The 19,575-nt window shown below is 63.4% G+C and carries 17 protein-coding genes and 2 pseudogenes; 9 read left to right on the forward strand and 10 right to left on the reverse strand.

Annotated elements, in window-relative coordinates; genetic code table 11:
• The first annotated feature begins 97 nt into the window (after nt 1-97).
• The gene (locus DV532_RS08855) at nt 98-1,906 is read left to right on the forward strand and encodes an ABC transporter ATP-binding protein/permease (RefSeq protein ID WP_056800106.1); all 1,809 of its coding nucleotides are present in this window, start codon (nt 98-100) and stop codon (nt 1,904-1,906) included.
• Nucleotides 1,907-1,912: 6 nt separating this feature from the next.
• Here the strand turns inward: DV532_RS08855 and DV532_RS08860 are convergent, their stop codons facing one another.
• Nucleotides 1,913-3,115: an MFS transporter gene (locus DV532_RS08860; protein WP_056800109.1), complete on the reverse strand. Its 1,203-nt coding sequence runs from the start codon at nt 3,113-3,115 to the stop codon at nt 1,913-1,915.
• 258 nt (nt 3,116-3,373) lie between these two features.
• Between DV532_RS08860 and DV532_RS08865 the strand changes: the two genes are divergently transcribed.
• Nucleotides 3,374-3,922, forward strand: a complete 549-nt coding sequence (locus tag DV532_RS08865) for a histidine phosphatase family protein (protein WP_056800112.1) — start codon at nt 3,374-3,376, stop codon at nt 3,920-3,922.
• On the opposite strand, the gene DV532_RS08870 is transcribed toward DV532_RS08865, so the two are convergent.
• Together DV532_RS08870 and DV532_RS08875 are read right to left on the reverse strand one after the other, a co-directional pair.
• Nucleotides 3,919-4,704 (reverse strand): sulfite exporter TauE/SafE family protein, encoded by a 786-nt coding sequence (locus tag DV532_RS08870; RefSeq protein ID WP_056800114.1) that lies wholly within the window; start codon nt 4,702-4,704, stop codon nt 3,919-3,921. The two genes, DV532_RS08865 and DV532_RS08870, sit on opposite strands and share 4 nt — an antisense overlap.
• Before the next feature lie 148 nt (nt 4,705-4,852).
• Complete coding sequence (locus DV532_RS08875; protein WP_056800117.1) at nt 4,853-5,446, reverse strand: helix-turn-helix domain-containing protein; 594 nt, start codon at nt 5,444-5,446, stop codon at nt 4,853-4,855.
• Nucleotides 5,447-5,560: 114 nt separating this feature from the next.
• Between DV532_RS08875 and DV532_RS08880 the strand changes: the two genes are divergently transcribed.
• From DV532_RS08880 to DV532_RS08890, 3 genes are all read left to right on the forward strand, one after another.
• Complete coding sequence (locus DV532_RS08880; protein ID WP_056800120.1) at nt 5,561-6,697, forward strand: FAD-binding oxidoreductase; 1,137 nt, start codon at nt 5,561-5,563, stop codon at nt 6,695-6,697.
• A gap of 12 nt (nt 6,698-6,709) precedes the next feature.
• Complete coding sequence (locus DV532_RS08885; RefSeq protein ID WP_056800122.1) at nt 6,710-7,087, forward strand: RidA family protein; 378 nt, start codon at nt 6,710-6,712, stop codon at nt 7,085-7,087.
• 64 nt (nt 7,088-7,151) lie between these two features.
• Nucleotides 7,152-8,216, forward strand: a complete 1,065-nt coding sequence (locus tag DV532_RS08890; RefSeq protein WP_056800125.1) for a hypothetical protein — start codon at nt 7,152-7,154, stop codon at nt 8,214-8,216.
• A 111-nt stretch (nt 8,217-8,327) separates the two neighbouring features.
• Here the strand turns inward: DV532_RS08890 and DV532_RS31175 are convergent, their stop codons facing one another.
• The 3 genes and pseudogenes from DV532_RS31175 to DV532_RS08900 all read right to left on the reverse strand — a co-directional run bounded on the left by DV532_RS31175 (nt 8,328) and on the right by DV532_RS08900 (nt 11,235).
• Nucleotides 8,328-9,068, reverse strand: coding sequence for a methyl-accepting chemotaxis protein (locus tag DV532_RS31175; protein ID WP_372339995.1), 741 nt, complete (start codon nt 9,066-9,068; stop codon nt 8,328-8,330).
• A gap of 114 nt (nt 9,069-9,182) precedes the next feature.
• Nucleotides 9,183-10,259: pseudogene (gene mcpA / locus DV532_RS31180) on the reverse strand (methyl-accepting chemotaxis protein McpA); the annotation flags it as partial.
• A 97-nt stretch (nt 10,260-10,356) separates the two neighbouring features.
• Nucleotides 10,357-11,235 carry a LysR family transcriptional regulator gene (locus DV532_RS08900; RefSeq protein WP_056800130.1) on the reverse strand — a complete coding sequence of 293 codons (879 nt, stop codon included), beginning with the start codon at nt 11,233-11,235 and terminating at the stop codon, nt 10,357-10,359.
• Nucleotides 11,236-11,336: 101 nt separating this feature from the next.
• Here DV532_RS08900 and DV532_RS08905 point away from each other — a divergent pair, with 101 nt between their 5' ends.
• Entirely contained in the window at nt 11,337-11,765 is a 429-nt protein-coding gene (locus tag DV532_RS08905) for a PACE efflux transporter (protein WP_056800133.1), read from the forward strand.
• Nucleotides 11,766-11,794: 29 nt separating this feature from the next.
• On the opposite strand, the gene DV532_RS08910 is transcribed toward DV532_RS08905, so the two are convergent.
• From DV532_RS08910 to DV532_RS08925, 4 genes are all read right to left on the reverse strand, one after another.
• The gene (locus tag DV532_RS08910; protein WP_056800137.1) at nt 11,795-12,859 is read right to left on the reverse strand and encodes a hypothetical protein; all 1,065 of its coding nucleotides are present in this window, start codon (nt 12,857-12,859) and stop codon (nt 11,795-11,797) included.
• 131 nt (nt 12,860-12,990) lie between these two features.
• A complete protein-coding gene (locus DV532_RS08915) occupies nt 12,991-13,659 on the reverse strand; it encodes a GntR family transcriptional regulator (RefSeq protein WP_056800140.1) in 669 nt (222 codons plus the stop codon).
• A gap of 16 nt (nt 13,660-13,675) precedes the next feature.
• Complete coding sequence (locus DV532_RS08920; RefSeq protein WP_056800144.1) at nt 13,676-14,380, reverse strand: FadR/GntR family transcriptional regulator; 705 nt, start codon at nt 14,378-14,380, stop codon at nt 13,676-13,678.
• A 44-nt stretch (nt 14,381-14,424) separates the two neighbouring features.
• Nucleotides 14,425-15,735, reverse strand: a complete 1,311-nt coding sequence (locus DV532_RS08925; RefSeq protein WP_056800149.1) for a C4-dicarboxylate transporter DctA — start codon at nt 15,733-15,735, stop codon at nt 14,425-14,427.
• 504 nt (nt 15,736-16,239) lie between these two features.
• Here DV532_RS08925 and DV532_RS31185 point away from each other — a divergent pair.
• The 3 genes and pseudogenes from DV532_RS31185 to DV532_RS08935 all read left to right on the forward strand — a co-directional run.
• Nucleotides 16,240-16,521: pseudogene (locus DV532_RS31185) on the forward strand (PAS domain-containing protein); the annotation flags it as partial.
• Nucleotides 16,522-16,653: 132 nt separating this feature from the next.
• Nucleotides 16,654-17,805 (forward strand): methyl-accepting chemotaxis protein, encoded by a 1,152-nt coding sequence (locus DV532_RS08930; protein WP_372339996.1) that lies wholly within the window; start codon nt 16,654-16,656, stop codon nt 17,803-17,805.
• Between the two features lie 13 nt (nt 17,806-17,818).
• Complete coding sequence (locus DV532_RS08935; RefSeq protein ID WP_056800154.1) at nt 17,819-19,507, forward strand: bifunctional diguanylate cyclase/phosphodiesterase; 1,689 nt, start codon at nt 17,819-17,821, stop codon at nt 19,505-19,507.
• The last annotated feature ends 68 nt before the right edge of the window (nt 19,508-19,575 follow it).

Genomic DNA, 19,575 nt, shown 5'->3' on the forward strand with positions numbered 1-19,575 from the left:
GTAGCGCTCAAAGCAATCATGAAATGTGCGTCATTTATGCCTGACGAATCACAGGGCAATGCTACGCTCGCGGAAATACTCAGCACGGATACCCACCATGGAAATGAACTGGCACCAGGCCCTGCAAGAGAGCCTGAGCTGGCTGGCAATCGCTTCGTTCATCACCCTAGTCTGCTTCACTGCAGCCGCCACGCTGGCTGTACGTTGTACGCGTTGGGGTGCCCAGTTCTGGCAGCTTGCCGGGCCTTATTTCAGTTTCAGGCGCAGCTGGCGGCCGCTGCTGGTGTTCGCGTTGTTGCTGGCCCTGACGTTGTTCTCGGTACGCCTGAATGTGCTGTTCTCGTTCTGGTACAACGGCTTCTATAGCGCTTTGCAAGGCCTTGACCAAGCCGCTTTCTGGTACCTACTCGGTGTGTTCGCAGTGCTGGCCACTATCCATGTGCTGCGGTCGCTATTCACCTTCTATGTAAGCCAGGCGTTCAGCATCAAGTGGCGGGTATGGCTTACCGAGCGCTTGACCCACGACTGGATGCACGGCGATGCCTACTACCGTGGCCAGTTCCTTGCAGAGCCGGTGGACAACCCGGATCAGCGTATCGAACTGGACGTGAATGCCTTCGTCACCAACTCCGTGTCGTTGGCCTTGGGCGCGGTCAGTGCGCTGGTATCGCTGGTGGCGTTCACCGGGATTCTGTGGGGGCTGTCGGCACCGCTGACGGTCGCTGGGGTGGAGATTCCACGGGCGATGGTGTTTGCCGTGTACCTCTATGTCATCCTCGCCACCTGGTTCGCCTTCCGCCTCGGGCGCCCGCTGATTCGCCTGAACTTCCTCAACGAAAAGCTCACTGCCAACTTCCGTTACGCGCTGATGCGCCTGCGTGAGAATGCCGAGAACATTGCTTTCTACCAGGGCGCGCAGGTCGAGCGGGGCACGTTGCTGGGCCGCTTTGGCGCGTTGATCGAGAATGCCTGGGCACTGGTTTTCCGAAACCTCAAGTTCAGTGGTTTCAACCTGGGTGTTAGCCAGGTAGCCGTGGTGTTCCCCTTCATTCTCCAGGCACCGCGTTTCTTCAGCGGGGCGATCAAGCTGGGCGATGTCATGCAGACTTCCCAGGCCTTTGGCCAGGTGCAAGATTCGCTGTCGTTCTTCCGCGAGTCGTATGATGCGTTCGCCCAGTATCGGGCCACCCTCGACCGTCTTACCGGATTCCTCGATGCCAACGAGCAGGCGAGTGCCCTGCCGCGAGTCATCACCGAGGAGAAGGAACAGGCCTTGGAGATCACTGGCCTACAGGTGCTGCGCCCGGACGGGCATTCGCTTATCGCCGACCTGGATCTAACCCTGCAGGCCGGGCAGGCCCTATTGATCAAAGGGCCGTCGGGCAGCGGCAAAACTACGCTACTGCGTGCGCTGGCGGGTCTCTGGCCGTATGCCGAAGGGGAGGTCAAACGCCCGATGGGGCATCAGGCACTGTTCCTGTCGCAGCGCCCGTACCTGCCGCTAGGCGATCTGCGCACTGTCATTGCCTACCCGGCGGCCAGTAACCCCGAGGACGAAGTGCGCATGCAGCAAGCGTTGTGCCAAGTGAACTTGGCCCATTTGGCCGAGCGGCTGGATGTCAGTTGTGACTGGTCGCACATTCTCTCAGTGGGTGAGCAGCAGCGCCTGGCGTTCGCCCGGGTGCTGTTCAACCGCCCGCAGGTGGTGTTCCTCGACGAATCCACATCGGCCATGGACGAAGGGCTCGAGCATGCGCTGTATTCGCTGTTGCGCATGGAAATGCCCGGGGCATTGCTGGTCAGTGTTGGGCATCGCAGCACGCTGGCGGGGTTCCATACCCATCGTCTGGAGGTGGATGGGCACGGTGGTTGGTCGTTGCTGGAGCAGCAACCGGCGCTGGCCTAGTTGCCGTCAGCGCAACAGCGCCACCCCGACCAGGGTGGCGCTGGCAAACCCCGCACCGACCAAGAACGTTGCCTGGAACCCCGCGCCATCCCACAGCAGCCCGGCCACCACACTGGCCGCTAGCAGCGCCACCCCGGTCAGCAGGTTGAACAAGCCGAAGGCGGTACCGCGCAGGTTGCCAGGGGCGCTGTCGGCAATCATGGCGGCGAAGATACCCTGGCTGAAGCCCAGGTGTAGGCCCCAGGCGGCAACCCCAAGGGCCAGCCCGGCCCATCCCGGCAGTAGGGCCAGTAGCAGGTCGGCGGCCACCAGTAGGCCTAGCCCCATTATCAAAACGGCACGGCGGCCCATGCGGTCCGAAAGCACCCCGGCAGGGTAGGCCGACAGTGAGTAGGCCAAGGCCATGAGCACCAGCACTGCCGGTGCCCACAGCGGCGCCAGGCCCATGTCCTGAGCGCGCAGCAGCAGGAACGCCTCGCTGAAGCGGGCAAGGGTAAACAGTGTGGCCAGGCCGATCAGGCGCCAGTAAGCCGGCCCTAGGCGAGCCAGTTGGTGCAGTGCCAGTGGCGAGCGTACCGGTCGGGTGCTCGCCGGGGTTTCAGGTTCGCGTACGAACACAAGGAGGATGTACACCGCCACCAACGCCGGGAGCACCGCCACCCAGAACACAGTCTGGAAATGGCTCGCTGTCAGCCACATCAACAGGATCGCCAGCAATGGCCCAAGGAAGGCACCGATGGTATCGAGCGTCTGGCGCAGGCCGAAGGCGGCGCCGCGCAGTTCGGCGGGGGTGACATCGGCCACCAAGGCGTCCCGGGGTGCCCCACGAATGCCTTTGCCGACCCGGTCGACGAAACGCGCCGCGATCAGCCACTCCAGCCCGGAGGCCAGGGGGAACACCGGCTTGGTCAGCGCCCCCAGGCCATAGCCCAGCACCGTAAGCAGCTTGCGCTTACCGAGGCGGTCGCTGAGGGCGCCAGAGAACACCTTGGTGATCGAGGCGGTCGCCTCGGCGATGCCTTCGATAAAGCCCACTGCTACCACCGACGTGCCTAGCACGGTGACCATGTACAGCGGCAACAGGGCGTGAATCATCTCCGAGGAAATGTCCATGAACATCGACACGAAACCCAGCGCCCAGACGCTGCGAGGTATTTTCTGCAGGGTTTTGCTGGCACCTGTGAGGCGGCTATTGTCGTGGCTATGCATCAGGGGGCTCTGCGCAGTTGCTACGATCAAAACTGTAGGAGCCAGCGCGCAGGATGCAAATTGCACGGCAGGGCTGGGAACTGCACGGATACTTACAACCAGCCGGGCAGGGCAGTGTTTGCTGCACTGAATATCAACTTCTGACACGGCAGGGCTGCAAATCAGCCCACATGCCCCCGATCAATGCAGCGAATAGTGCGGCAAAAAGTGCCGCAGCATGCTAAACCATGCACCCCAGCCTGCTGTGAGATAAACCCGGTGAAAGCCGCCCGCCTCACCCTGATCTGCCACGCCCTGACCCAGGCCCAGAAGACTGGGCGCCTACACGGTGTGGACGACGGCATCCTGCCGTTGGCCCAACTGCCGGGCGCTGAGCGGCCTGGCATACAGCTGCTGACTGCGCCGGAGCGGCGCGCCTACGAAACGGCGGCAAGGTTGTCGGGGCAGGTGCAGGTCGAACCGGCATTGGCCGATTGCGACCTGGGGTGTTGGCAAGGGCTGAGTTTGAAGCAACTCCAGGCCGAACAACCGCAGGCGTTGGCAGAGTGGCTGCAAGATCCGGCCAGTGCTGTGCACGGTGGTGAGTCGTTTGCCGCGCTGTGCCAGCGTATGGCCGCCTGGCTGGCCGCCTTGGACAGGCCGGGTGAATGGCTGGCGGTCACCCACCCAATGGTTATCCGCGCTGTGCTGGTGCAGGTGCTCGGCTGCCCGATGAGTGCCAGCCAGCGTATCGACGTGTTGCCGCTGTCGCGCCTGCAGCTGAGCTTTACCGGGCAGTGGCGGCTGCGCCTGGGCTGTGAAGGTTAAAACGCCAGCTTGTAGCCAATCAGCAGCAGCATTGCCGCCAGGCAAGGGCGCAGCACGCGGTCGGAAATCCGCCCGGTGAGGTGGCTGCCCAGGTAGATACCTGGCAGCGAGCCGAGCAGCAGGTAACCCAGCAGCGACCAGTCCATGTTGCCCATGCCTGCATGGCCCAGGCCTGCCACCAGGGTCAGCGGCACGGCATGGGCGATTTCAGTACCGACCAAGCGGCGGGTAACCAGGAACGGGTACAACAGGAAGAGCGCCACAGTACCCAGTGCGCCGGCACCAATGGAGGTGAGGGTGACCATCACCCCCAGTACCACGCCGGTAAGCACGGTAAGGGTGGTCAGGCTGCGGTCGCTGAGGTGGTAGTGGTCGCCGGCATGGCGGCTGGCGAAGGCCTGCAGGCGCGATTTGAACAGGATGGCCAGCGCGGTCAGGATCAGCACCACGGCAAGGCCTTGCTTGATGACCGAGTTGAGCGCCGAAGTGTCGGTGTGCAGGGTGCTGAGGAACCACAGGGTCAGCGCTGCCGCAGGTACGCTGCCCAGGCTCAGCAGGCCGGTGATCTTCCAGTCGACGTTCTTGTTGCGCGCATGCACCCAGACACCACTGGCCTTGGTGATGGCGGCATAGAGCAGGTCGGTGCCGACGGCCGTTGCCGGGCTGATGCCAAACCACAACAGGATTGGGGTCATCAGCGAGCCGCCACCGACGCCGGTCATGCCGACGATGAAACCTACGACCAAGCCCGCAATGGTGAAACCGAAAGAACCTACATCCATACGCTACTCGACTACCCAACATTGCCCGTTTTCGGATGCAGCCAGCATATAGATTTTTTTATAGCCAAATAGACTTGTTCGTTATTAGGTTATAACCGAGGCATCGCCGCATACGCGCTTCTACCAAAGACGCAGCAGCGCCGCACAGTCACCGATCGGTCATCACCACCATCACATGCGCATCGCCGCCATCGTCACTCTCCGACAAGTAGATATGCCCCACCTGGCTGTTGAAATAGGCGGTCTCCTGCGGCCCGATACTTACCGCCTCGCCGGTTTCGAACTCGATGCGCACACGCCCGCTCAGCACCAGCGCGAACTCTTGCCCGGGATGGCGGATAAAATCGTCGAATTGGCCGCGTTCACGGGCAATGATGCGCGCATAGGCCGGCGTCATGCGCCGCTCAGGGAAATCACCGGCGATTGGGTGGTAGTCATAGGTACCAGTCGAATAACCCGCCGCTGCCGGCAGTGAATCGACCACCACGGTCACCGGTACCGGTGCCGTGACCGTGCCACTGGCGCGCAACAGCTGGGCAATGTCGACATTCAGCGCCCGCGCGGCGGCGGCGAGTTTTTCGTAGCTGACCGACACCTGCGCCAGCTCCATCTTCGACAACGTCGACACCGGTACGCCACTGGTTTCCGACAACTGCTTGAGGGTCATCTGGCGCGCCTTGCGCACTTGGCGCAGGCGCTGGCCGACTACGGCACGGTCCAGCAGGGGTAGGTCAGCGGGCATTCGGGTTCTCGGTAGGCGGCGTTGGTCGGGCATTTTACCTTGGACCCTTGCGCATGGCTAAATTCTCATATATTAGAATTCTCACAAATGATAATTAGCTTGCCAGGAGCGTGCATGACCCCGATCTACGACACCCTGATTATCGGTGCCGGCATTGCCGGCGCATCCTTGGGCTACCGCCTGGCCGGCCAACACACGGTGTTGCTGCTTGAGCGCGAGGCGCAGCCGGGTTACCACTCGACCGGGCGTTCGGCGGCGATGTTCATGGAAGCCTATGGCACCCCGCAGATCCAGGCGCTGACCCGCGCCAGTCGGGCCTTCTACGAAACTCCGCCGCAAGGTTTCTGCGAGCACCCGCTGCTGGAGCCGCGGGGTTGCCTGTATGTGGCCAGCCTGGAGCAACGCGCGCTGCTCGAGCAGACCCACGCGCAGAACCTGGCGAACGGCACCGACGTCAGCCTGCTCGATCGCGACGCCGCCCTGGCGTTGGTGCCCAGCCTGCGTGGCGAGGCCCTGGCCGGCGCAGTGCTTGAACCGGGCGCCATGGACTTGGACGTGCATGCTTTGCATCAGGGCTTTTTGCGCGGCTATCGCAGCGCTGGCGGCGAGTTACGCTGCAACGCCGAGCTGACCCAGGCTTGGTACCTGGATGACCTGTGGCAGGTGCAGCTGGCTGATGGCAGCCGCGTACAGGCGCGGCGGCTGGTCAATGCTGCAGGCGCCTGGGCTGACCGCGTGGCTGAGCAGTGCGGTGTGGCGCCTATCGGCTTGCAACCGTGCCGGCGCAGCGCGTTCACCTTCGCCGGCCCGGCAGGCCTGGACTTCGCCCGCTGGCCGGCGGTAATCGGTGTCGACGAAAGCTTTTACTTCAAGCCCGATGCCGGTCAGCTGCTGGGCTCCCCAGCCAATGCCGACCCTGTCGAGCCTCAGGACGCCGCACCCGAGGAGCTTGATGTAGCGCTGGGCATTTACAACATCGAAGCCATGACCACCTTGGCGATCCGCCGGCCGAGCCATACCTGGGCCGGGCTGCGCTCGTTCGTTGCCGATGGCGATCTGGTGATCGGTTTTGATGTACACGTCCCTGCCTTCTTCTGGCTGGCGGCACAAGGTGGTTATGGCATTCAGTCCGCGGCGGGCGCTTCGCGCCTGGCTGCCGACCTGCTGCTGGACCAACCGCTGTGTCCTGGCCTTGTCAGCCAGGGGGTGGTGCCCGAGCGCCTATCCCCGGCCCGTTTCCAGCAACCCTGAAAGGAGCATCCCATGAGCAATGATATCCAGCGTTTCCCCAGCAGCCTGCCGTTTCCGTTCTCCCGCGCGGTGAAAGCCGGCGGTTTCCTGTTCCTCTCCGGCCAAGTGCCGATGAGTGCCAGCGGCGAAGTGGTACGCGGCGACATCCAAACCCAGACCCGCGCCGCCTGCGAGCGCATTGGCGAAAGCCTGGCAGCTTGTGGCGCACGCTTTGACCAGGTGGTGAAGGCCACGGTGTGGTTGTCCGACATGAGCCACTTCGCCGGCTTCAACGAGGTTTACAAAGAGTTCTTCGGTGCGGCGCTGCCGGTGCGCTCCACCGTGGCCTCGGCGTTGGCGCTGGGGGTGGATGTAGAGATTGAAGTGCAGGCGTTCGTCGGCGAAGCCTGAGCCGGCAGATAGCCCGAATAGGCGCGGTGCCAGTGACACAACAACAATAAAACCAGAGGTGCACATGCAAGAGCAGTTGAAGATTGCCGGCGCATTCGTCGGCGTGATAGTGGGGGCGGGGTTTGCTTCGGGGCGGGAACTGTTGTTGTTCTTCGTCGATTTCGGTGTGTGGGGGCTGCTCGGTGCGCTGGTCAGCGCGGTCCTGTTCACCTTCCTCGGCATGGCCCTGGCAGGGCTGGGCAACCGTCAGCAAGCCACCTCGCACAAGGATGTGATCCAAGCCATCTGCGGCCGTCACCTGGGCCTGTTCGTCGATTGGCTGATCACCTTTTTCATGTTCGCCGTCACCGTGGTCATGCTGGCTGGCGGTGGCGCGCTGCTGGAGCAGCAATTCGGCGTCCCGGCACTGGCCGGCAGCGTGCTGGTGACGCTGGTGGTGGTGGGGATCGTATGCCTCGATGTACGCAAGGTGATCCTCGCAATTGGCGCCATCACGCCGTTGTTAATCCTGGTGGCGTCGGCAATTGCGTTGTACGCGGTGTTCAGCCGTGAGCAGAGTTTCGCCCAGCTCGACCAGTTGGCCAGCCAGCAACAGGCCGGCACGCACCACTGGCTGCTGGGGGCATTCCTGTATGTGTCCTACAACATTGTGGCAGGTGCGCCGATCCTGGCCATTCTGGGTGGTTCGGCCAAGGGCGAGAAAACCGCGGTGTGGGGTGGCCTGCTCGGTGGTGCGGCGCTGGGTGGCCTGATGCTGGTTATGAGTGCCGGGCTGTTGTCGCGCCTGGACAGCGTGGCTGACCTGCCGATGCCAATGTTGTCGATTGCCAACGAAGTGTCGCCGCTACTGGGGCTGGTGATGTGCCTGATCATCTTCGGCATGATCGTCAACACCGCCGTAGGCACGCTGTTTTCCTTCCTTTCGCGGCTGCTGCCGGCGGGCACCGCGAAGTTCCGCTGGGGCTCGGTGGTGACCGGCGTGGTGGCATTCGGTTGTAGCTTGGTCGGGTTCATCAGCTTGGTGGGGGAGGTGTACCCGTTGTTCGGCTACCTGGGCTTTGTGCTGATGGCGGCAGTGCTGCTGGCCTGGGTGCGGCGGGGTAGGCTAGTTAGAGCGGCGGTGGCATAAGGGGCTGCTGCGCAGCCCAATCGCGAGACAAGGCCGCTCCCACAGGTGTTCGCGATGCCTGTGGGGGCGGCCCTGCGTCGCTAAAGGGGCGCGAAGCGCACCCCAAGGCCATCAGATCCGGAAGCTACCCACCAGCTGTTTCAAGCGCCCGGCCTGCTGGGCCAGTTGGTCGCAATGGTGCAGCGTCTCGTGAAGGTTCTCCACCCCTTGCTGGTTCAGGGCGTTGATCTGGGTAATGTCCAGGTTGAGGCTCTCGACCACGGCGGTCTGCTCTTCGGTAGCGGTAGCCACCGACTGGTTCATACCATCGATTTCACCAATGCGCTGGGTTACGCTGGCCAGGCGCTCACCGGCCTGGTTGGCCACCTGTACAGTCTGCTCGCTGGAAACCTGGCTGGTGTTCATGGTGTGCACCGCTTCACGCGAGCCCACTTGCAGGCTGGTGATCATGCGGTGGATTTCTTCCGCCGACTCCTGGGTGCGGTGCGCCAGGTTACGTACCTCGTCCGCCACCACGGCAAAGCCACGGCCGGCTTCACCAGCACGCGCCGCCTCGATGGCGGCATTCAGCGCCAGCAGGTTGGTTTGCTGCGAGATGCCCTTGATCACGTCGAGGATCTTGCCAATTTCGTCGGTGCTGGCATTGAGCGTTTCGATCTGTGCGCAGGACTCGCTAATGCGCTGCGACAAGGCGGTCATGGCGCTGATTGCTTCTTCGACCACTTCGCGGCCACCGTGGGCCTGCTCGCTGGCACCGCTGGCATGCTGCGAGGCGTCGGCGGCGTTGCGGGCGATTTCCTGGGTGGCGGCACCCAGTTCGTTGATCGCCGCCGCCACACTGTTGGTGCGCATGCTTTGCTCTTCGGAGCCACTGATCGAAGCGTTCGATGCACTCACTACTTTCTCTGACAAGTCGTGCACCAGGCGGGTGGCCGAGGACACTTCGCTGATCGAGGCATGGATGCGCTCGACAAAACGGTTGAACGAAGTGGCCAGTTCACCGAACTCGTCCTTGTTCTGCACGGTCAGGCGGCGGGTAAGGTCACCTTCACCCTCGGCGATGTCGCGCATCGCACGGCCCATGGTGGTCAGCGGGCTCATCAGCACTGGGATCAGCAGGCCGAGCAGGCCAGCGATGGCGGCCACGGCAATCAGCATGGCGATGATCGCCGAGGTGCGGAACTGGCTGAGCGCGGCGTAGGCCTTGTCCTTATCAATCGACAGGCCGATGTACCACTGCGCCGACGGCAGGCCGGCCACCGGGGCGAAGGAGATGATGCGGTCCTGGCCATTGAGGGTGACGTCCTGCATGCCGGTAGCCACCCGCAGGTTGCTGCTGGGGTAGATGTCCTTGAGGTTTTTCATCACCTGGTCTTTGTCAGGGCTGACGATGACCTGGCCATTGCTATCGGCCATGAAGGCGTGGCCAATGCCACCGAAGTCGACCGAGTTGATGATCTCGACCAGCGTGTCGAGGGTGACGTCGCCACCCACCACACCCAGCAGTTCGCCATTGCGCTTGCTTTTCACGGGTGTGGCGATGGTTACCATCAAGCCGCCGACGGCGCCTTGGTAGGGGGCGGTCAGGACGGTCTGCCCGGCGTTGGCCGCGGCGCCGTACCACGGCCGCTGGCGGGGGTCGTAACCGGCGGGCATCTGGGAATCGGGGCGCTGGGTGAATGCGCCGTTGGCCTGGCCCAAGTAGGTAAACAGGAAATTCCGCGTGTAGGACGGCTGCTCGATCAGCCCGGCCAGCGTGTCACCGGCGCCTTGCTGGGCGATGTCCTGCGCCAGGTTTTCCAGTACCAGGATGCGCCCGCTCATCCAGTTCTGCACACTGCTGGCGGTCAGTTCACCGGCTTGCTGCACCGAAGCTTCGATGTTCTGGCGGATGGTGTTGCGTTGCAGGTAGTCGTTGTACAGCGTGAACAGGGCAAATGCCAGGACCACGACGCCGCAGGCGCTGAGCAGGATCTTGTGGCGAAATTTCAGGTTCATGTTTCGAGACCTTGAGCCAATGAAGGGAGGGCGCAGCGCGCTCATGACGCATTGCGGAGCCTATCGACCGGGATATCGGCTCAACGGCTAAAAGATTGAAGGCCTTACAGAAATTTCTTACAGCCGTTTCGACAGACGGTATTCACGGGCTACACAATTGCTCAATCAACAAGCGTGCGGCCTGCAGCAGGGGTTGTTGCTTGCGCCACAAGATGTGTACCGGCAACTGCAGCTCGTTGCGGGTATTGCGAAAATCCAGGCGCACCAAACGCCCGCTGGCGAGCAGTGGGGCGACCCGCGACAGCGGCAGGTCGCCCCAGCCCAGGCCGGCTTCCACCATCTGCAAGGCAAGGTCGAAACTGTCGGTGGACCAGTGCGTGGCGCCAATCAGCGGGCGTGGGTCTGCCAGTGGCAGGTCGCGGCTGCGCACCAGCACTTGGCGCACTTGGGTCAGGTCCTCGAGGTAGTGGATGCGCCCTTCGCGCAAGGCCGGGTGGGCCGGCGACAGGGTGGCCACCAACGACTCCATGCCGATGTGCTGGAAGCCGCGTCGGGCATCTACCTGCAACCCGGCAAAGGCTACGCAGAGGTCGGCACGACCGCTGTCTAGCAGGTGCAGGGCTTCTTCCTGCGGGGCGCTGAGCAGGGCGATGTCCAGCATTGGGTGGCGCTCGCCAAGGCGGGCGATGGCCGCCAGCAGCGGGCGGTGATCGATGTCTGGCACCACCGCCAGGGTCAGGCTGCTCTCCAAGCCTTGGGACAGTTCCAGGGCATGCACTTGCAGCAGCCCCAATTGCTCGGCAATCAGCCTGGCGTGGGGCTCCAACGCCATGGCCTGCGCTGTCGGGCGGACTTCGCGCGGGCCGCGCTCGAACAGGCTGTAGCCCAGCTGCGCCTCCAGGTTGCCGATGGCCATGCTTACCGCCGAAGGGACCCTGTGCAGCGCCCGCGCGGCGGCGGAAAACGAACCGCGGTCGAGCACGGCGAGAAACAGCTGGATGTTGTCGCTGGAAAAGTTCATGGCAGCCTCCTGTCAGCAAATCTGACAGCTGCTGACTTTTGCTGTCAAACACAATGAAGCATGATCGCCCTCAACCGCTTTTGTCATTTGAAGGTAACCCGGTGCAGGGACTTAAACGCAAACTGGTCTACGTGACTTTCTATGAACTGATCGGGCTGTGCATGTCGACCCTCGGCCTGGCTTACCTGTCGGACACCCAGGCTTCGCATACCGGGCCGTTGGCTGTGATGATCACGACCATCGCCATGCTCTGGAACCTGGTCTACAACACGTTGTTCGAGTACTGGGAAAGCCGCCAAGCCAAGCGCGGGCGCAGCGTGGCGCGGCGGGTGGCGCATGCCATCGGCTTCCAGTTAACCTTGGTGGTGTACCTGATACCGCTAATTGCCTGGTGGCTGGACATGACCCTGCTGGAGGCATTGTTGGTGGACATGGCGTTCATTGTGCTGGTGCCGTGCTACACCTTTGCCTACAACTGGGCGTTTGACCGGGTATTTGGGCTGCCGAATTCGACCATGGCTACCGCCTGATTTAGCCGCTGCTGGCCCCACGCGGGCAACTACTCAGGCGGCAGACGAATGATCAATGGCTCCTGCTGCTGCCTCACCTGTTGCTCAACCGGCGGCTCCACCGGCCGCGGTGCACTGGCCAACAAACTGTCCTCGACCTGCCCCGACAGGTAATACACCCCCGCCATGGCGCCGCTCTGGCGGTTTTCCATCAACTCCTGCCATTCCTGGTTCAGCGCCACATTGAGGATCACCCGCAACTGCTCGACCATCTGCGGGTGTTCGCGGTCATGGGTCATGATCCCATAGCCGGCCGCGGCAATCGAAATCATCGCCCCGGCCACCTTGCCTACTGCCGATGCAACGGCACTGGCGATGCCGCGTGGCGCCAGGGTCGCGCCAAGCTTTTCGCTGGCCTGGGTGGCCACCGAGTTCAGCCCGACATCGGTCTTGCCAGGGCCTTTGCTGGCTTGTTGGTGCAGGTGTTGGCGCATGGCTTGCCAGGCCGGTTGCTGATCCAGCGACTTGGCCCGCAGCAATTGATACAGGCTGGCATTGCGCGCATCCGGCGGCCCCAGGTGGATGGCGGGGATGCGATTGAGGCGTTGGCTGAACTGTTCGGGCGGCGCGTTGTGGCGGCTGATGATGGCCGGCAGTTGCTGGCCGAGCAGTTGCAGGTACAGCTCGCAGGCACGGTCGCGGATGCCTTCGGGGTTGATCTGCTCGGCCACCGGCTCGATCACGCGCTCGTGGTATTGCTCTTGCAGGTACAGTGCCAGGCGCTTTTCCGCCGACTCCCGGCCTTCGCCGCTGTCGAGCTTGTACCAGGCCACCTTGAGGGTAAGCCATTGCTGAGTCCAGTAGCCGGTGAACCAAGGGATGAAGTCGCTTTCGGTGCGTTGTTGAACCTGTTCCTTCCACACCCGCATGGAGCGCCGGGCATAGTCGTTGGCCGAGCCGGTAGCGCCGGCTGAGGCGTCGATCAACTCTTGGTCGATGCGTTGCCAGGCAGCTTCGGTAAGTACCACCGGTGGCGGCGGGACAGGTGGGGGCTTGCCCGCGCAGCCGGCGAGGGCCAGCAGCAGGCACAGCAACAGCAGGATGCGAGAGCTCACGCGACCGCCTCCCTGGTAGAGGCTGGGGTGGTTCTCGGAGTATAGGGCGGGGGGCGGGGGGCTGCCCTGCAGCCCATCGGCAATCGCCCTGCCAACGCGCGCCCTACAGGGGCCGCGTCAGCTTTGCCGGGTTATCCCAGGTCGAGTTTTTCTTCCAGGCGGTCGAGGTGCCTGTGCATCAACCCCAAGGCGGCCTCGGCATCGCCTTGCTCCACGGCATCGATGATCGCCGCATGCTCCTCCCACGCGCAGTGGTCGCAGCATGGCGACTCGTAGCGGGCAATGATCAGCGAGGTCATCGGCACCAGCCCATTGAGAAACCGCGCCAGCGGCGCGTTGGCGGCCACTTGCGCGAGCTTCAGGTGAAACTCGCCGCCCAAGCGGATCGCTGCGCAGCGCTCGCCGCTTTCATGGTGCTGGCGCTCTCGCTCCACCAGCTGCCGCAGTTGGCGTATCTGCAGCGGCCGGGCGCGTTGGGCGGCCAGGGTGATCAGTGTGGTTTCGGCCAGGCGCCGAGCGCTGAGCACCTGGCGTGCCTGGCCCGGGTCGGGCGCGGCCAGGTGCGCAGTGTGGCTGGGGCGCTGCACCACCACCTGCTGGTCGGACAAGCGCCCGAGTACGCGGCGGATCACCGTACGGCTGACACCAAAGGCATGGCCCAGCGCCTGTTCGGGCAACAGGCTGCCAGGTGGTAGGCGTTGTTCGAGAATGGCATCGAACAGCCGCGGGTAAATCTGCTCGGCTGACAGGCGGGTTTCGCCGGCGGCGAGCAGGGCAGGCAAATGGGGGGCGGCGTTCATGGGCGCTCTCCTGGGGTCATGGATGCAGGTGTTCGTCCGGGATGTTCAGCGGGATGCCCATGCGCAGCCCTTCGGCCAGGATGTGCTGGCGCATCTGGGCACTGGCCTGGGCACTGCTGCGTTCACGTATGGCACGCACCACCGCTTCGTTTTCCTTAAGCCGTGCGGCCAGGTGCTCTGGGGAGTTGCGCAGCATGTCGGCGCTCTGCTTGAGCGCATTGCCGGTTTGCTGCACCACACTTTGGAAAATCGGGTTGGTGGTCAGGGCGAACAGCGCTTCATGGAAGGCAATGTAGGCCTTGACCCCGGCTTCGCTGTCATCGGCCTCCAGCGCTTCACGCATGTCCATCAGCGTTAAGCGCAGTTGGCCGATGTCCTGGCTGTTGGCTGATTGCGCCACCAGGCCGACTATGAAGGGCTCAAGGGTGTAGCGCAGCTCCAGCACGTCGGCCAGGCTGGCTGCGGCGCTGGTGTCCAGGCTTTGCTCCTGGGCGGCGCTATCGGCATCCAGTACCAGCACACCCTTGCCCGGCAGCGCGCGCACCAGGCCCAGGGTTTCCAGCACGGTCACCGCTTCGCGCAGGCTGGGGCGGCTGATGCCCAGTTGTTCGGCCAGCTCGCGCTGGCCCGGCAACATGTCGCCGGTACGCCATTGGCCCCGGGCCAGGGCTTGGCGGAGTTTTTCCACCACTGAGTTGACGACGGTCGATGAGCTGATCACGGTTCGCTCCTGGAAGGGCCGGCAGCAGTGCCGGCCACGTTCGCTCAAAATTCCTGTTGATGGGTGTTGGGCTGCTTGCGTGGCGTAGGGGCGAAGCCGGGTTTGCCGTCCAGCACGTTCTGCGCGCGCTCCAGGTCGATGTCCTTCTCCCAGCGAGCGATGGCGACGGTCGCCACGCAATTGCCGATCAGGTTGGTCAGCGCCCGGCCGATGCCCATGAACCAGTCCACCGCCAATACCAGCACCAGGCCGACTACCGGGATCGCAGGCACGGCGGTGAGGGTGGCGGCAAGGATCACCAGCGCCGAGCCTGGGATGCCGTGAGCGCCCTTGGAAGTCACCAGTGACACCAGCAGGATGGTCAGCAGGTCGGTCATTGCCAGTGGCGTGCCGGTGGCGTTGGCAATGAACACGATGGCCAAGGTCAGGTAGATGGAAAAGCCATCGAGGTTGAACGAATAGCCGGTGGGGATCACCAAGCCGACAGTGGAACTGCCGATGCCCAGGTGCTCCAGCTTGCGCATGATTTGAGGCAGCACGGCGTCGGAAGAGGCAGTGCCAAGGACGATGGTCAGTTCTTCGCGCAGGTACTTGATCAGTGGCAGCAGCTTCAGGCCCGACAGGCGCATCACCGTGCCCAGCACGATCAGGACGAAACCGGCGCAGGTCAGGTAGAACAGCGCCACCAGCCCGCCCAGGTGTTGCAGCGATTCCAAGCCGTACTTGCTGGTGGTGAAAGCGATGGCGCCGAACACGCCAATCGGCGCCAGGCGCACGATCATGCCCATGATGCGGAAGATCACGTGGCTCAGTTCGTTGATCAGCCGCGAGATGCCGGCTGCCGAATCGCCCACCAGGTTCAGCGCACTGCCAAACAGCACCGAGAACAGCAGCACCTGGAGGATGTTGTTGTCGGCGAAGGCACCGATCACCGAGGTGGGGATCAGGTCCATGAAGAACGCCGTGGCACCATGGATGTGCTGGCCGCGCTCGGCCAAGCCATTGGCGTCGGCGCTGGACAACTGGTCCAGGTGGATGTTGGCACCACTGCCAATGCCGCTGCTGAAGGCGAACACCAGGCCGATCACCAGCGCCAGGGTGGTCAGCACTTCAAAATAGATCACCGACTTCAGGCCGATGCGCCCGACCTTTTTCAGGTCGCCGGCACCCGAGATACCGCTGACCACCACGCAAAACACGATCAGGCCAATGAGCATCTTGATCAGCTTGATGAAGCCGTCGCCAAGCGGTTTGAGTTGCAGTGAAAGGTCGGGGAAGCTGAGACCGCAGGCGATGCCGAGGGCAAGGCCCAGTACGACTTGCAGGAATATCGAACGCGAGCACCATTTGAGCATGGTAGGGATCTCTGGTCGGTGTCCTTGCTTCGGTAGCCGCACGGGGCGAAAGAGCGCAGGACTTAATTATTGTGGTCTTACCGGTTTGTTCAGCGCGAAGCCATAAAAGCGCGAAAAATCCGAGAATGCAAGGGTTTTTGGCCTTACCGGTCTGACCAGTTGTGGGGCATTTTGACCTGCCCGGCTCTAGTTCGGTGCACGCAGGCAGGTCGCGCTGTGTTGCGGCCATTCGCCGATAAACCCACTCCCACCGGGGCTGTGCACTGGAATTAGACCGGGGTTTGGCCAACGCCAACGGCAGAGTTGCAATCGGCTTGCCAAGCGCCAAGCCAACGTCGATTTTTTCGATAACGCTATGATTCGTAAGGTTTATTTGCTTTATGTGGCTGAACTCGTAGAATCCGCGCCCGACCGGGGAGTCACTTAACGGCCGATTGAGGGAATTTTCATCCCGATAATCGCCTGCGGACAGGCTCCTGGCGATTATATGAATGGAGTCTCATCGTGCGTCTCAACCTTCCGGTAACCCCGGTCGAGCAACGTTTCCCCTCTGATCAGCGGCTGATTTCTGCTACCGATACCGCCAGCCTGATCACTTACTGCAACCCCGAATTCGCCGCCATCAGCGGTTATAGCGAGGCTGAACTAATTGGCAGCCCGCACAACCTGGTGCGCCACCCGGACATGCCACCGGCGGTGTACGAGCTGATGTGGCGCTACCTGAAGGCCGGCAAGAGCTGGATGGGCATCGTCAAAAACCGCTGCCGCAACGGTGACTATTACTGGGTCAATGCTTACGTCACGCCCATCCTCGAAGCCGGGCGGGTGGTGGGCTATGAATCGGTGCGGGTCTGCCCTACGCGGGAGCAGGTGGCCCGTGCCGAGGCCCTGTACGCGCGTCTACGTAACGGCCAGGCCATGTTGGCATGGCCACACCGCCTGACATTGCTGGCGCAAGCCCTGGCCTTGCCGCTGGCGGGCGGGCTGCTGGCGCTGGGCGCCAACCAGCTGTGGCCGGGCCTGGTGGGGCAGGGCCTGACCCTGGGCCTGTTCGTAGCCTATGGGCTGTGGGCGCGCAATGCCGTCGGGCGGCAGATGCAGCAGGTTGTGCACGGTGCCGAGGGTATTTTTGCCGACCCGATTGCAGCCTTGACCTACAGCGACCTGCCCGGTGCCGCCGGGCAATTGCAATTGATGTTGATCAGCGGGGAGGCACGGCTAAAAACCGCGCTGACGCGTTTGAGCGACCTCGCCGCGCAAATGGCCGTGGCCGCCCACGATGCCGGGCAGTTGTCGCGCAGTACCGAGGCAGCGCTGCTGGAGCAGCGTGCGGAAACCGACCTGAGCGCCACCGCCATGAACCAGATGGCTGGGTCCATCGGTGAAGTGGCCAACCATGTGCAGCTGACCGCCGCCGAGGCCCACACCGCGCACCTGCTGGCCGAGCAGGGCAGCCAGGTGGCCGATGCCAGCGGCGCGGCAATTCGCACCCTGGCGGGTACCGTGGCCCAGATCAACCAGGCGGTCACCCAGCTGGCGGGTCAGACCGGTTCTATTGCCGAGGCCACCGGCATGATCCGCGGCATCGCCGAGCAGACCAACCTGCTGGCCCTCAATGCGGCCATCGAGGCGGCCCGTGCTGGCGAGCAGGGCCGCGGCTTTGCCGTGGTCGCCGACGAAGTACGGGCATTGGCTGACAAGACCCGGCAGTCGACCCTGCACATCCAAGCTATTATCGACGCATTGCGCAGCGGTGCCGAGGAAGCGGTGGCCATCGCCAGCCAGGGCATCGACGGTGCCGAGCAGGGCGTTGCCCAGGTGCAGCAAGCCCAGCAGGCGCTGCATGGTATTCGGCAGGCAGTGCAGCGTATCAGTGACATGAGCCAGCAGATGGCCACGGCCTCGCAGCAGCAGTCGGCAGTGGCCGAAGACGTTTCGCGGCAAATCAATGGCGTGGCTGGCATTGCCCAGCACAGCGCCCACAGCGCTAATGCCGCGGCTTCGCGCGGCGCCGAACTGGAAGAGGTGTGCGCCGGATTGCGCGCCCTCGTGGAACGCTTCAACCGCTAAGGCAGGATGCTTTATGGATGATAACTACCGCGCGGCCGTGGACGCGGCCGCAATTTTTTCCGAAACCGACCTGCGTGGCAACATCACTTACGTCAACCAGCAGTTCTGCAGCATTTCGGGCTACAGCCGCGAGGAATTGTTGGGGGCCAACCACCGCATCCTCAATTCCGGCTTGCACGAGCCGGAGTTTTTTGTCGGCATGTGGCGGGCGCTGGCCGCCGGCCGGGTGTGGAAGGGCGAGATCTGCAACCGAGCCAAGGACGGCTCGTTGTACTGGGTCGACAGCACCATGGTGCCGTTGGTTGACCCGCTTACCGGCCAGGTGCGCAAGTACGTGTCGATTCGCTTCGACGTCACCGAAAAGCGCCAGCTGCTGCATACCTTGCAATGGCGGGTGGGCCATGACGTGCTCACCGGCCTGCCTAACCGCGCCTACCTGTCCGACCTGCTGAACCAAGCCCTGGCCTACTCGCGCCACGAAGGTATCCCGCTGGCGGTGTGCATGCTCGACTTGGATGGCTTCAAGGCGGTCAACGATGGCTACGGGCATGCTACGGGCGACCTGCTGCTGGTCGAAGTGGCGCAGCGCCTGAAGCGCATCCTGCGCGGTGGCGATGCCGTGGCGCGGTTGTCGGGGGACGAATTCGTGCTGATCTTGCGCGATGTCGACGAAGACCGCCAGCTGCATGCGGCGCTACGCCGGGTGCTGCGGGCCTTGGCAGCGCCCTATGTGGTGCGCGAGCACAGCCTGACGCTGAGCGCCAGTATCGGCGTGACGCTGTACCCGCAAGACGACGAAGACGCTGATACCCTGGTGCGCCACGCCGACCAGGCCATGTACGTGGCCAAGCAGCGCGGGCGTAACCGCTATCACCTGTTCGACGTGTCGCAGGAGCAGGAGCTCAAGGCTACTCACCAGACCGTGGCGCGGGTGCGCCGGGCCCTGCACAACGGCGAGCTGTGCCTGTATTACCAGCCCAAGGTCAACTTGCGCAGCGGCCAGGTGCTCGGTTTCGAGGGCTTGCTGCGTTGGCAGCGGCCAGGCCGCGGCCTGGTACCGCCGGGCGATTTCTTGCCCTGGGTAGAGCAGACCGACCTGATCGTCGAAATTGGCGAATGGGTGCTCAACCAAGCGCTGAACCAGTTGCAGGCCTGGCAGCGCCAAGGGCGGCCCTGGTCCTTGAGCGTAAACATTGCAGCGCGGCATTTGCAGCGCAGCGACTTTGCCGAGCGCTTGCGCCAGTTGCTGGCGGCGCACCCGGTAGTGGACCCGGCACGGCTCGACCTGGAAATTGTCGAGTCGGTGGCCATCGACAACCTGCAGCACGTCAGCCGTTGCCTTGACGCCTGCCGCACGCTGGGCGTGCGCTTTTCCCTGGACGACTTCGGCACCGGCTATTCGTCGCTGAACTACCTTAAGCGCTTGCCGACCCAGACGATCAAGATCGACCAGTCGTTTGTGCGCGACATCTTGCATGACCAGGACGACCTGGCGCTGACCGCAGCGGTAATTGGCCTGGCCCGGGCGTTTGGCCGCGAGGTGATTGCTGAAGGGCTGGAGACCGTCGAGCACGGCCGGGTACTGATGGGCCTAGGCTGCGAACTGGCACAGGGGTACTGCATTGCCCGGCCGATGCCAGTCAGTGAGGTGGAGGCCTGGGCGCAGGCCTATCGGCAGCCGCCGCAGTGGTGCGACCCTTGATGTGGCGTTAAAGGGCCAGGGGCTTGATCTCGGCCAGCACCGGGTACGCCACCCGTTTGTCAATGTGC

The sequence above is a fragment of the Pseudomonas sp. Leaf58 genome (assembly GCF_003627215.1).
Classification (GTDB): domain Bacteria; phylum Pseudomonadota; class Gammaproteobacteria; order Pseudomonadales; family Pseudomonadaceae; genus Aquipseudomonas.